The 12,821-nt window shown below is 38.5% G+C and carries 13 protein-coding genes; all 13 read left to right on the top strand.

What is annotated here, in order from left to right; all coding sequences use genetic code 11:
• The first annotated feature begins 287 nt into the window (after positions 1 to 287).
• The 13 genes from deoB to V7122_RS16060 all read left to right on the top strand — a co-directional run bounded on the left by deoB (position 288) and on the right by V7122_RS16060 (position 12,551).
• The gene (deoB, locus tag V7122_RS16120; protein ID WP_335527550.1) at positions 288 to 1,472 is read left to right on the top strand and encodes a phosphopentomutase; all 1,185 of its coding nucleotides are present in this window, start codon (positions 288 to 290) and stop codon (positions 1,470 to 1,472) included.
• A 14-nt stretch (positions 1,473 to 1,486) separates the two neighbouring features.
• Positions 1,487 to 2,314, top strand: coding sequence for a purine-nucleoside phosphorylase (locus tag V7122_RS16115; RefSeq protein ID WP_335347395.1), 828 nt, complete (start codon positions 1,487 to 1,489; stop codon positions 2,312 to 2,314).
• A gap of 61 nt (positions 2,315 to 2,375) precedes the next feature.
• Complete coding sequence (locus V7122_RS16110) at positions 2,376 to 3,680, top strand: pyrimidine-nucleoside phosphorylase (RefSeq protein WP_335353838.1); 1,305 nt, start codon at positions 2,376 to 2,378, stop codon at positions 3,678 to 3,680.
• 188 nt (positions 3,681 to 3,868) lie between these two features.
• Positions 3,869 to 5,032, top strand: a complete 1,164-nt coding sequence (locus tag V7122_RS16105; RefSeq protein WP_335347393.1) for a D-alanyl-D-alanine carboxypeptidase family protein — start codon at positions 3,869 to 3,871, stop codon at positions 5,030 to 5,032.
• A 132-nt stretch (positions 5,033 to 5,164) separates the two neighbouring features.
• Positions 5,165 to 5,515: an anti-sigma F factor antagonist gene (spoIIAA, locus tag V7122_RS16100; protein ID WP_335347392.1), complete on the top strand. Its 351-nt coding sequence runs from the start codon at positions 5,165 to 5,167 to the stop codon at positions 5,513 to 5,515.
• Between the two features lies 1 nt (position 5,516).
• Positions 5,517 to 5,957 (top strand): anti-sigma F factor, encoded by a 441-nt coding sequence (gene spoIIAB / locus V7122_RS16095; RefSeq protein ID WP_335347391.1) that lies wholly within the window; start codon positions 5,517 to 5,519, stop codon positions 5,955 to 5,957.
• Between the two features lie 11 nt (positions 5,958 to 5,968).
• Positions 5,969 to 6,727 carry an RNA polymerase sporulation sigma factor SigF gene (gene sigF / locus V7122_RS16090; RefSeq protein WP_335347390.1) on the top strand — a complete coding sequence of 253 codons (759 nt, stop codon included), beginning with the start codon at positions 5,969 to 5,971 and terminating at the stop codon, positions 6,725 to 6,727.
• Positions 6,728 to 6,859: 132 nt separating this feature from the next.
• Positions 6,860 to 7,480, top strand: a complete 621-nt coding sequence (locus V7122_RS16085; RefSeq protein WP_335353840.1) for a stage V sporulation protein AA — start codon at positions 6,860 to 6,862, stop codon at positions 7,478 to 7,480.
• Positions 7,467 to 7,892, top strand: a complete 426-nt coding sequence (locus V7122_RS16080) for a stage V sporulation protein AB (protein ID WP_335346739.1) — start codon at positions 7,467 to 7,469, stop codon at positions 7,890 to 7,892. Before V7122_RS16085 ends, V7122_RS16080 begins: the two co-directional genes overlap by 14 nt.
• Positions 7,893 to 7,924: 32 nt before the next feature.
• A complete protein-coding gene (locus tag V7122_RS16075; RefSeq protein ID WP_335346738.1) occupies positions 7,925 to 8,512 on the top strand; it encodes a stage V sporulation protein AE in 588 nt (195 codons plus the stop codon).
• Complete coding sequence (locus tag V7122_RS16070) at positions 8,502 to 9,959, top strand: spore germination protein (protein WP_335346742.1); 1,458 nt, start codon at positions 8,502 to 8,504, stop codon at positions 9,957 to 9,959. Before V7122_RS16075 ends, V7122_RS16070 begins: the two co-directional genes overlap by 11 nt.
• A 380-nt stretch (positions 9,960 to 10,339) precedes the next feature.
• A complete protein-coding gene (gene lysA / locus V7122_RS16065) occupies positions 10,340 to 11,659 on the top strand; it encodes a diaminopimelate decarboxylase (protein ID WP_335353841.1) in 1,320 nt (439 codons plus the stop codon).
• Positions 11,660 to 12,194: 535 nt separating this feature from the next.
• Positions 12,195 to 12,551, top strand: coding sequence for a GNAT family N-acetyltransferase (locus V7122_RS16060; protein ID WP_335346736.1), 357 nt, complete (start codon positions 12,195 to 12,197; stop codon positions 12,549 to 12,551).
• Positions 12,552 to 12,821 lie beyond the last annotated feature (270 nt).

The following is a 12,821-nucleotide window of genomic DNA, read 5'->3' as shown; positions in this document are numbered from 1 at the left end:
TGATCCCCCACTTAGAAATTTTTGTTTAACTCAACTTCTTGAAGAGGGGGTCTTACAGCCCGTTAATCTGCGATAAACCTATAGATCAATAAGCTGTCATAGTAATTGGCAGCTTTTTTCTTTTATTTTTTGCTTCCCTTATGTAAAATATAGAAGTCAGACTTCTGACGTATGAGAAGAAAAATTGTGTTAATCACAATTAAGAAAGGGTAACCTTAAATATAGTAAAAAAACAAAATAAATCGAATTTCGTTGTAACCGCATTCATGAAATTAGGAGGAATGAATATGTCATCATTTGCGTATAAAAGAATATTCGTCATCGTCATGGATTCTGTAGGGATTGGTGAAGCGCCTGATGCAGAAAAATTTGGGGATATCGGTGCAGATACACTAGGTCATATTGCAGATAAAATGAATGGACTAAAGATGTCGAACATGGCAAAGCTTGGTCTTAGTAATATCCGTGAAATTAAAGGAGTTAAAAAAGCTGAAAATCCGCTTGCTTTTTATACAAAAATGCAGGAAGCGTCGAATGGAAAGGACACAATGACAGGTCACTGGGAAATAATGGGCCTAAATATTCAAACTCCATTTCAAGTTTTTCCTAATGGCTTTCCAGAAGAGCTCATATCCGAATTAGAATCACGTACAGGAAGAAAGGTGATTGGCAATAAACCAGCAAGCGGAACGGAAATTATGGTAGAGCTTGGGGAAGAGCATATGAAAACAGGGGCTCTCATCGTTTATACTTCAGCTGATTCCGTTTTGCAAATTGCGGCCCATGAAGAAATTATTCCGATTGAGGAGCAATATCGGATTTGCAAAATTGCCCGCGAATTAACTTTAGATGAAAAATATATGGTCGGCAGAGTGATTGCCAGACCTTTTACTGGCAAGCCAGGAAATTTCCAAAGAACTTCTAATCGTCATGATTATGCGCTAAAGCCATTTGAACGGACAGTTATGTCTGAGCTAAAGGATGCAGGATTGGATGTTATTGCGATTGGAAAAATTTCCGATATATTTGATGGAGAAGGGGTAACTGAATCACTGCGCACGGTTTCAAATATGGACGGCATGGATAAGTTATTGCAATCATTCGATATGGATTTTACAGGCTTAAGCTTCCTTAATCTTGTTGATTTTGATGCACTTTATGGACATCGGCGTGATCCAATAGGCTATGGCAAAGCGCTTGAAGAATATGACGAGCGCCTTCCTGAAGTATTTGCCAAAATGCAAGAGCATGATTTATTAATTATTACAGCAGATCATGGAAACGATCCCGTCCATCATGGAACAGATCATACGAGAGAATTTGTGCCACTCTTAGTTTATGAAAAAAATATGGAAGAAGGTAAAGAGCTTCCGATTAGGAAAACCTTTGCGGATATCGGTGCTACCGTTGCAGAAAATTTCCAAGTTAAAATGCCAGCAAATGGAAGAAGTTTCTTAACAGAATTAAAATAGGAGGAAAAGTGAAAATGGATTATCAAAAAATTCAGCAGGCTGCACAATTTTTAAAAGGAAAATATAAGCAGCAGCCATTAATTGGCCTTATTCTTGGTTCAGGATTAGGTGTATTAGGAGATGAAGTAGAAGACGCCTTAAAAATTCCATACAATGAAATTCCTAATTTTCCAGTTTCCACGGTAGAAGGCCATGCAGGAAATCTAGTCTTTGGCTTATTAAATGGAGTTCCCGTTGCAGTTATGCAAGGCCGTTTTCACTATTATGAAGGATATAGCTTCGATAAAGTAACATTTCCGGTAAGAGTCATGAAGGAGCTTGGAATTAAGCAATTAATTGTGACTAATGCTGCCGGCGGAGTAAATGAAACATACTCGCCGGGGGATTTAATGCTTATTTCTGATCACATTAATAACATGGGGAATAATCCATTAATTGGTCCAAATGATTCTCAGATGGGGGTACGTTTTCCTGATATGTCAGAAGCATACTCTAAAGAGCTGAGAATGCTTGCAAGAAAAATGGCCGAAAAATTAAACTTGTCCATTCAAGAAGGTGTGTATGTTGGAAATACAGGCCCGACCTATGAAACTCCTGCTGAAGTCCGCATGCTCCGTACTATGGGCGGGGATGCTGTAGGAATGTCAACCGTTCCTGAGGTAATAGTGGCAAGGCATGCAGGATTGAAAGTGCTCGGAATTTCATGTATTTCGAATATGGCAGCCGGAATCTTAGATCAGCCGCTTAACCATGAAGAGGTTATTGAGACTACAGAGAAAGTGAAGACTCATTTTCTGCAGTATGTAAAAGAAATTGTCGCAGAGATGGGAACAAAAAATTAATTTTACCAAATTAAACTTTCGCATTACCCATGAAATTATGAAAACGGATCGGTGATTAAAAATGAGAATGATTGATATTATTGAAAACAAACGAGACGGAAAAGAGCTTTCTTCTGAAGAAATTCAATTTTTCATTCAGGGATATACGGATGGATCTATTCCTGACTATCAAGCAAGTGCCCTAATGATGGCGATTTATTTTCAAGATATGACTGAAAAGGAAAGAGCCGATCTAACTATGGCTATGGTACAGTCAGGGGATCAAATCGATTTATCAAAAATTGAAGGAATAAAGGTAGATAAGCATTCAACGGGTGGAGTTGGGGATACAACAACGCTAGTATTAGGACCACTCGTTGCAGCGGTAGGCGTTCCCGTAGCAAAAATGTCTGGCAGAGGTCTCGGACATACGGGCGGAACGATTGATAAGCTGGAATCAGTCAATGGTTTCCATGTGGAACTGGAGAACGAAGAGTTTATAAATCTTGTCAATACAAATAAAATTGCTGTCATTGGACAAAGCGGGAATTTAACACCTGCTGATAAAAAGCTATATGCTCTTCGTGATGTAACGGCTACAGTGAATAGCATTCCGCTAATCGCAGGCTCCATTATGAGTAAAAAAATCGCGGCTGGTGCGGATGCCATTGTTCTTGATGTCAAAACCGGCGCCGGAGCTTTCATGAAAACACTTGATGACTCAAGGGAGCTCGCAAAGGCGATGGTTCAGATTGGTAACAATGTTGGCAGAAATACAATGGCAATCATATCTGATATGAGCCAGCCGCTCGGGTATGCAATCGGAAATGCATTGGAAGTGAAGGAAGCTATTGATACGCTTAAAGGGGAAGGTCCAGAGGATTTAACTGAACTATGCCTGACTTTAGGAAGCTATATGGTTTATTTAGCTAAAAAGGCTAATACACTGGAGGAAGCACGTACCATGCTGGAGGGTGCCATAAAGGATGGGACTGCATTAAATGTCTTTAAAACCTTTTTAACCGCGCAAGGCGGGGATGGGGCCGTTGTTGATAATCCAGACATGCTTCCACAGGCGAAGTATACTTTTGAACTGGAAGCAACGGAAGATGGCTATGTATCTGAAATGGTCGCAGATGAAATTGGAACAGCGGCTATGCTTCTTGGAGCGGGAAGAGCAACGAAGGAGTCTGTTATCGATCTTGCTGTTGGTCTAATTCTTCGCAAAAAAATTGGCGACCAAGTAAAAAAAGGCGATTCGCTCGTAACCATTTATAGTAACTTCGAAAATATTTCAGAGATTACAAAAAAGCTATATGAGAATATAAGGATATCTGAGAATAAAGTAACCCCACCAGTATTAATTCATGAAGAAATAACTGAATAAGAACTGAAAAATAGAAGCGTCAGTGGAACTAATTTCCCTGGCGTTTTTTATGTTTAATAAGTAATGATTGATCCAAATTTATAAATTATCCGATCACTGAAGAAAATATTCATTTTAGTATGGAACGAGTTGTATAATTTCCCTCCAATTGGAAAGGATGGAGCCTATAAAGAATGGAGGGTTATGTGATGAAACGAATAATCTCTATAATGGTGATGTCCTTTTTATTAGCATCTGCCTTTGTACCATCTGCTTTAGCTAGAGAAAGTGAGGTAGATCTTGTCCAAAATGTGAAGTCTGCTATTTTAATTGAGCGCGACACAGGGACAGTGCTATATGAAAAAAACAGTGATGAAAAACTTCCGCCCGCAAGCATGACAAAGGTTATGACCATGCTCCTAATCATGGAAGCAATTGATAATGGAAAGCTTTCCATGGATGAAAAAATTCGTACGAGTGAATATGCAGCTTCAATGGGAGGTTCCCAAATTTTCCTTGAGCCTGGTGAGGAAATGACAACGAAGCAGATGTTAGAAGGGATTGCGATTGCATCTGGAAATGATGCATCTGTTGCCATGGCAGAAAGGCTTGCAGGTTCTGAGGAAGAATTTGTCAAGCAAATGAACAAAAAGGCAAATGAACTCGGGTTAAAGAATACCGAATTTAAATCAGCCACTGGACTGCCTGGTAAAAAGGATTTCAGTACTGCTCATGATATGGCAATTATGGCTAAAGAACTTCTTAAATATGAAGATATAACTAAATTTACTAGTACCTATGAATCATACTTGCGTGAAGGCTCAGATAAAAAGTTTTGGCTCGTCAATACGAACAGGCTAGTTCGTTTCTACCCAGGTGTTGATGGACTAAAGACTGGATTTACAAATGAAGCTAAATATTGCTTAACAGCAACAGCACAAAAAGACGGGATGCGAGTCATAGCTGTTGTGTTTGGAGCGCCTACATCTAAGGAACGTAATGCACAAGTTACAAAAATGCTGGACTATGCTTTTAGTCAATACAAAACCCACCCTATGTTTAAAAGAAACATAGCTCTAGGTCATGTGGCTGTAAGCAAAGGTGAAAAGAAAAAGATTGAAGCTCTTACAAGCGAACCGATCTCCTTATTAACGAAAAAAGGCGAAAACATTGAAAATATTAAACAATCTATCGTTTTGGACAAGAATTTAAAGGCACCCATTAAAAAAGGAGATAAGGTCGGTACTTTAAAGCTCATTCAAGACGGAAAAACATTAGTGGAAAGCCCTCTTGTAGCAAAAGAAGCCAGCAAGGAAGCGAACTGGTGGACTTTGTATAAACGGTCCATTGGAATGTTTACAAGAGCAGGATAATAGCTAATATGTCGAAAATAACTATATGCCTTCTACTTTTAGCGAATAAGCACTAGTTTTGTCTTAAGGAAGGAAATGCGAGTTAGAATATCGAATTGGACTCACTAGAGACTAGATAAGGAGGCTATAATAGTGAGTCTTTCGATTAATTTAGAAGTAAAAAGAGATGTCTTATGTATTCGTCTTAGCGGGGAATTAGATCATCATTCAGCTGATGAGCTGCGTGAACAAGCGACGAAGGCAATTGAAGATTATGATATCCACCATATTGTATTAAATCTTGAGCAGCTTTCATTTATGGACAGCTCAGGACTAGGTGTTATTCTGGGCCGGTATAAACAAATTAAACAGCATCATGGTGAAATGGTTGTTTGTGCAATTTCTCCAGCCGTACAAAGATTATTCGAAATGTCGGGGTTATTTAAGATTATTCGCTTAGAACCGACTGAAGAATTTGCTTTGCAAAGACTGGGGGTTGCCTAATATGAAAAATGAAATGCATATTCAGTTTAGTGCATTAAGCCAAAATGAATCATTTGCCCGTGTAACTGTTGCTGCATTTATTACCCAGCTAGACCCAACAATGGATGAATTAACTGAAATAAAGACCGTTGTTTCTGAAGCAGTTACAAATGCGATTATTCATGGCTATGAACAGGATCCAAATGGAATGGTTTATATAACCGTTAAAATGGAGGACGGCTTTATTGATATGTCTATTAGGGATGAAGGATCAGGGATTATGGATGTGGAAGAGGCACGTCAGCCATTATTTACAACGAAGCCTGAGCTAGAAAGATCAGGTATGGGCTTTACGATTATGGAAAACTTTATGGATGAAATCGAAATTCAATCGCAACCGGGGAAAGGCACAGAGATCCGATTAAGAAAGCATTTATCAAATAGTAAAATGCTGTGTAATTAAGGAGTCTTGCTATGGATGTGGAGGTAAAAGCTGATAAAGGCCAAGCATTTTTGAAGGATTATGAAGTGAAGGATCTTATTAAAAAGAGCCAGGATGGGGATCAGAGTGCACGGGATACGATTGTTCAAAAGAACATGCGTCTCGTATGGTCTGTTGTCCAGCGCTTTTTAAACAGGGGATATGAACCAGATGATCTCTTCCAAATCGGATGTATTGGATTGCTAAAGTCTGTTGATAAATTCGATTTAAGCTATGATGTTAAGTTCTCAACGTATGCGGTGCCAATGATTATTGGAGAAATCCAGCGATTTATTCGCGATGATGGAACAGTGAAAGTGAGCCGGTCTCTTAAAGAGATGGGGAATAAAATCCGGAAGGCGAAAGATGAGTTATCAAAATCACTTGGCCGCATCCCAACAGTCAATGAACTTTCCGAGTTTCTTGATATTCCACCAGAGGATATTATTCTTGCGCAGGAAGCTGGACGAACCCCTTCGTCCATCCATGAAACCGTATATGAAAATGATGGAGATCCGATTACATTGCTTGATCAAATTGACGATGGCAATGAAGGGAAATGGTTCGATAAAATTGCCTTAAAAGAAGCCATTAATGATTTAGATGAAAGGGAAAGGTTAATCGTTTACTTACGTTATTACAAAGACCAGACCCAATCAGAGGTTGCTGCGAGACTTGGGATTTCACAAGTTCAAGTTTCAAGGCTAGAGAAAAAAATACTTCAGCAAATGAAAGACCGTATGGACGTATGATCCATACGGTTTTTTCACGTCAAGCTCCAGTGCATTTGTACTTTTATGCATCTAAATATTGGTAATCATGAAGTCAATATATGTAACTCATACTACATATATAAGGAAATTTATATGTAGGAAGTGAGAAAAATGGAACAAACGGTTTATATTCGATTGAGACATCGATTGCAAGTTCGACCGCGAGCCTCCATTTTTGTAAAGGACATTGCGCAGATCATTGCCGATGAACAGATTTACGCCCAATTAAGAAATTTAAAAGTTTATGAGGTGAGTGAAAAGGATCAAAATATGATCGTAGTAGATGTAATGAAAGTAATCCGGGAGATCATTAAACAACATCCTGAAGTTGAGATTCAAACAGTAGGGCCATCACAAGTAATCGTTGAAGTGATTGCAAAAAAACGAAAGATTTCCATTCCGCTATTTTTTATTGTTTGGCTCTTATTATTTTTCGGTGCTGCATTGACAATCATGAATTTCCATGAGGATGTAAGCATGCAGATTGTTCAGCAGCGGATTTATACGATAATGACTGGGGAAGTCGATTCAAAGCCGTTAATTTTCCAAATTCCATATTCGATTGGTTTAGGTGCAGGAATGATTCTTTTTTTTAACCATTTATTTAAAAAGCGTCTAAATGAAGAACCGAGCCCGCTGGAAGTGGAGATGTTTAATTATCAAATGGATTTAGACAACTATATATCTATGCATCAAAACAAAGAAAGTATGAAAAATATTGACGACCATTAATGTGATTATAGTTGTTTTTATTGGACTTGCCGGTGGTTTAGCAGTAGGCTCAGGCTTCGTAGCGTTTTTAACTGTATTTGGCATTATCCCAAGACTGACACAGCTTACTAAAACGATGAAAATGGTACGTTTTTATGAGTGGGCAATTGTGTTAGGGGCTGTTATTGGTGCAGCGGCTACTTTATGGGACCCCATTTTAACCCTTACTCCGTACCTTTTATTACCCATTGGTTTAGCCTCAGGCGTATTTGTAGGAATGGTTGCCGCAGCGTTAACAGAAGTATTAAATGTACTCCCAATTCTTGCAAAAAGAATTGGAGTTGACGGACAAATTGTCATTTTATTAATGGCGATTGTTTTCGGGAAGATCTTTGGGTCCTTATATCAATGGGTGTATTTTGTTGATAAATAATAGACCATACCACAATGAAAGGAACAATAAATATGGATGATAGGAGAAGCGTGATTTTAGTAACAGATGGGGATGACTATGCTAGAAGGTCTATTGAATATGTGGCAAAGGAAATAGGCGGAAGATGCATCTCATTATCCCACGGGAATCCCACAGTATTAAGTGGTCCTGCAATCGTTAAACTGATAAAAAAAGCTTCTCATGATCCAGTTATAGTTATGTTTGATGATAGTGGCTTCGAAGGAGAAGGAGCGGGAGAAAAGGCCTTAAAGTATGTAGCTTGCCATGAAGATATTGAGGTGTTGGGAATTGTTGCGGTTGCAGCCAAGACGAGGCAGGCTGAATGGACGAGAGTAAATGTCTGCATTGACCGAGAAGGGGGATTAACTCCATATGGTGTGGACAAATATGGGCTGCCTGAAATGGATATTGGCAGGCTAAATGGTGACACTGTTTATTGCCTTGATGAACTAAATGTTCCAATCATTGTTGGAATTGGAGATATTGGAAAAATGGCAAAAATGGATGACCTTGATAAAGGGTCTCCAATAACGAGGAAAGCTATTGAGCTTATTATGGAAAGGAGCGGTTATCGTGTCAGACAACAAGATGCAGAATAAAATGCCTATTCCTGAATCATTAGATAAAATTGAAAAATATATGGAAGAACGAATTGGGCTCGGTGTAAGCTTCGATTTAGGGATAAGAAAGCTGAAAATTCTTCGCAAAGATGTGCATTTGTATTATGTAAATGGCTTAACCGACTCACTGATCATCGTTCAATTAATCGAAGAACTAGTTGAGATTAATGATCATGAAAAACAATCCTCAAAAATTTTTGAAATTGTTGAAAACCGCCTAGTCCATGATGCTGTAGAAAAAATAAAGACAATGGATGAACTTGTAGATCAAGTACTATCTGGATTAATTGTTGTTGTCATTGAGGGAGAAATGACCGCATTTGTCGTTGATGTTCGCAGCTATCCAGGGAGGTCACCGCAAGAACCGGATACAGAAAAGGTCATCCGCGGATCTCGGGATGGTTTTGTCGAGAACATTATTTTGAATACAGCCTTAACAAGAAGAAGGATTAAAGATGAAAGACTTCGCTTTGAAATTACAGCTGTTGGTGAAAGGTCCAAAACAGATGTTGCCATCGGGTATATTAGAGATATTGCCGACCCTGATTTAATTAATATAATCAGGAAGGAAATTGAAAATATAAAAATTGATGGGATCCCGATGGCTGATAAAACAGTAGAAGAATTTCTTTTCAAACAAGGATATGATCCTTTCCCGTATGTTCGTTATACAGAACGAGCAGATGTTGCTGCAACACATTTACTCGAAGGTCATGTTCTCGTATATGTGGATACATCACCAAGTGTCATTATCACACCGACAACGTATTTCTATCATATGCAGCATGCGGAAGAATATAGACAGTCACCCGCTGTTGGGACTTTTGAACGCTGGATGCGCTTTATTGGCATATTTTCCTCCTTGTTTCTGTTACCGCTATGGTTTTTATTTGCTTTGGAGCCGTCACTTTTGCCGGAAAGTCTTTCATTTATTGGGCCAAATGAAAAAACAAACGTTCCGATTATCGTACAAATATTTCTAGCTGATTTTGGTATAGAGATTCTACGGATGGCAGCTATTCATACACCGACCCCACTTGCCACGGCCATGGGATTAATTGCCGCTGTGTTGATTGGGCAAATTGCGATTGATGTTGGATTATTTGTCCCAGAAGTAATCCTTTATGTATCATTAGCAGCCATTGGAACCTATACGACTCCAAGTTACGAATTAAGTATTGCCAATAAAATAACAAGGCTTTGTTTATTAATCGCGGTAGCCATTTTCCATGGACCAGGATTAATCGTCTCAATTACATTATTCATCATTTGGCTTGCAAGCAAAAAGCCGCTGAATACACCTTATTTATGGCCATTCATTCCATTTTATCCAAAAGCACTACTGCAGATTATTGTTCGCAGGGCGGTACCAGGATCGAAGCTTCGTCCAAGTATTAACCGCCCTAGGGATCGTGTTAGGCAGTAATAAAGTGAAACTTCAATCAGTGGTGGGAGTTCCGATGCATTAGGTGTGTAAGTGCTAACGAAGACATTAGGCAGTGGCGAACTTAGTCGGCCTTCATCCCCCACTGTTAAAAGTTGAACAAATCTGCGAAAAAATAATAAAGCGGCCTAGTCATTGCGATTGTGATTAGCTTGTATTTATGTTAAAGTATTTGTAATATTTCCAATAGGATATTAAAAAAGACAGTTTCTCATGTAGAATTCTGTCTATTTATTTCTAAAGAATGATGCTAAAGCTAAAAAAGAAGAGAATGGCGGATATGATTATCAAGCCTCGTTGTAAGTGAATAAAATAATATCTAAGGCATGTATACAGCTGTGCTTTTAGGAAGAGGGGAAATTATGTATTTACATGGCACATCAAAGGTTAATACTAAGGGTCATCTTGAAATAGGCGGAGTAGACACGGTTGAACTTGCTGAGAAATATGGAACACCATTATATATTTATGATGTATCGTTAATAAGAGAGCGGGCAAGGGGCTTTAAGCAAACATTCGAAAACTTAAAAGTACCTGCTCAGGTTGCTTATGCTAGCAAGGCCTTTTCAACTATTGCGATGGTTCAGCTTGCAGAGGAAGAAGGTCTATCATTAGATGTTGTTTCAGGCGGTGAATTATATACAGCTTTGGCAGCTGATTTTCCGAGAGAGCGTATTCATTTTCACGGAAATAATAAAAGCAAAGAAGAACTTGAAATGGCACTGAAGCACGAGATCGGCTGTATAGTTGTTGATAACTTTTATGAGCTGGAATTATTAAATTCCCTTTGCGAATTATTGAAAATGGACACAAAAATATTATTAAGAGTAACCCCAGGGATAGAAGCACATACTCATGATTATATTTTAACAGGTCAAGCAGATTCGAAATTTGGTTTTGATTTGCAAAATGGGCAAGCAGAAAAGGCTCTTAATATGGCGCTTCAATTTGAGAGAATAGAAGTACTTGGACTTCATTGTCATATCGGGTCGCAAATATTTGAAACAACAGGCTTTATTTTAGCGGCTAAGAAGCTTTTTGAAAAACTGCATGATTGGAAGGAAGCCTTCTCCTATGAGTCTAAGGTTTTAAACTTAGGAGGCGGATTCGGGATTCGCTATACGGATGAGGACAAGCCTCTGCCAGCGGCCCAATATGTAGCCGAAATTATTGAAGAAGTGAAAAAGCAGGCAGAAAATTATTCCATGAAGATGCCTGAAATATGGATTGAGCCGGGAAGATCTTTAGTTGGGGATGCTGGAACTACTCTTTACAAAATTGGATCAAGAAAAGAAGTCCCAAATGTTCGTCAATATGTGGCAGTAGATGGCGGGATGAGCGATAATATTCGACCTGCTCTATATCAGGCGAAATATGAGGCCGTGTTAGCTAATAGGGTACATGAAAAAACAGAGGAAACTGTATCAATTGCAGGGAAGTGTTGTGAATCAGGTGACATGCTTATTTGGGATTTACCTCTTCCAAAATCTGATAGTGATGATTTATTAGCTGTATTTTGTACAGGTGCTTATGGGTATGCTATGGCTAATAACTATAATCGTCTCCCAAGACCTGCTGTTGTATTTGTCGAGAATGGGGAAGCGAAGCTTGTTGTGAAACGGGAAACATATGAGGATTTAATTAGAATGGATCTTTCAATTAAACAAAAAATTAATAATTAAAGCTGCCATTTAAAGGCAGCTTTACTTTATTTTCAGTATGTGGCATGGAAATAATGTTCTCTATCGTGTAAAATGAAGTTGTCCATAGTTTTTTAGATTTCTTTAGGAGGGGCAACTTAGGGTATATGAAGAAAAATAATTGGCTTCTTTTCGTTTTATTCTTAATAGGCAGCCTAGCATGGGGGCTTTTTTATTGGTTCGTTATTGTTCCATCAAAGTGAATCCATTTCGAAAATTGAAATTGAGAAGGATAGTGGAAAATAGCATTTGTGAGGGAGCAAAGGGAGATTTAATACATATATTATTAATAAGTTTGAAATGAATAATTTTTGGGGAAAATAGGGATAGAAATAAGAAATTTGAGCAAAATTTGCATGAATGAAACTAAGCTAACATGCAGAAAAGACTAATCATCATCGTGATAATATGGAATTCGCATGTAAAAGAGATTCCAATAAAAATATCGCATAAGTAAAACGGAGTACACGCAAAAACGGCAGGTCAACACTATGTTTTACTAATAATGAGGGATAATATGTTAATTCGATATAAAAAGGCTTTTGAAAAAATTGCTATGGGACTTTTATCGTTTATGCCAAATGAAAAGGATCTGAAGGTTTTACAGCAGACTATGAAGCAATATGAAACAGCTGAAAACAGGCAATTATTTCTATGGAAGGAAGGGGACGATATTATCGGCTTAATTGGCGTTTCATTTCTGGATGATTCAGCTATGATTGAGCATATTTCAGTCAACCCTTCACATAGGCATCAAGGCATTGGAACGACAATGGTTAAAGCATTGAAAGAAATGTTTGCAGAGAAAGAATTACGGTCAAACGAGATGACTGATTCTTTTCTTAATAAATGTGATTTAAATATAGATGCATAAAGTTTCCTTAACATACACAAAAGCTAAAGCAATCGGAGAATTTACCGATTGCTATTTTTTTCGGCTAGCTTCAGCGCCTAGCCCAGACGTACAGGACGTAATAGTGTCGACAATGCGACAGGACAAGGAAAACTTCGTCAGCGACACATAGCACGACCAAAAGTGAAGCTTTTGGGAGGACGTTGCGTTTTTGTCGACCTCGAGGTCATAAGCCAATCTGTCAGGAAGGTTAAAGTACAACCTTCCCGCCAGCTCGTCTTATGCTTGTCG

The organism is Bacillus sp. JJ1532 (assembly GCF_036965085.1).
In the GTDB taxonomy this organism is placed as follows: Bacteria; Bacillota; Bacilli; order Bacillales; family Cytobacillaceae; genus Cytobacillus.
This window is presented reverse-complemented; position numbering and strand designations above follow the sequence as displayed.

Bases quoted from the DNA above. Each gene is read 5' to 3' on its own strand.
- V7122_RS16085 (WP_335353840.1), top strand. From the start codon at position 6,860: ATGGAACAAACGGTTTATATTCGATTGAGACATCGATTGCAAGTTCGA.
- V7122_RS16060 (WP_335346736.1), top strand. From the start codon at position 12,195: ATGTTAATTCGATATAAAAAGGCTTTTGAAAAAATTGCTATGGGACTT.
- spoIIAB (WP_335347391.1), top strand. From the start codon at position 5,517: ATGAAAAATGAAATGCATATTCAGTTTAGTGCATTAAGCCAAAATGAA.
- V7122_RS16115 (WP_335347395.1), top strand. From the start codon at position 1,487: ATGGATTATCAAAAAATTCAGCAGGCTGCACAATTTTTAAAAGGAAAA.
- V7122_RS16105 (WP_335347393.1), top strand. From the start codon at position 3,869: ATGAAACGAATAATCTCTATAATGGTGATGTCCTTTTTATTAGCATCT.
- deoB (WP_335527550.1), top strand. From the start codon at position 288: ATGTCATCATTTGCGTATAAAAGAATATTCGTCATCGTCATGGATTCT.
- lysA (WP_335353841.1), top strand. From the start codon at position 10,340: ATGTATTTACATGGCACATCAAAGGTTAATACTAAGGGTCATCTTGAA.
- V7122_RS16075 (WP_335346738.1), top strand. From the start codon at position 7,925: ATGGATGATAGGAGAAGCGTGATTTTAGTAACAGATGGGGATGACTAT.
- sigF (WP_335347390.1), top strand. From the start codon at position 5,969: ATGGATGTGGAGGTAAAAGCTGATAAAGGCCAAGCATTTTTGAAGGAT.
- V7122_RS16110 (WP_335353838.1), top strand. From the start codon at position 2,376: ATGAGAATGATTGATATTATTGAAAACAAACGAGACGGAAAAGAGCTT.
- V7122_RS16070 (WP_335346742.1), top strand. From the start codon at position 8,502: ATGCAGAATAAAATGCCTATTCCTGAATCATTAGATAAAATTGAAAAA.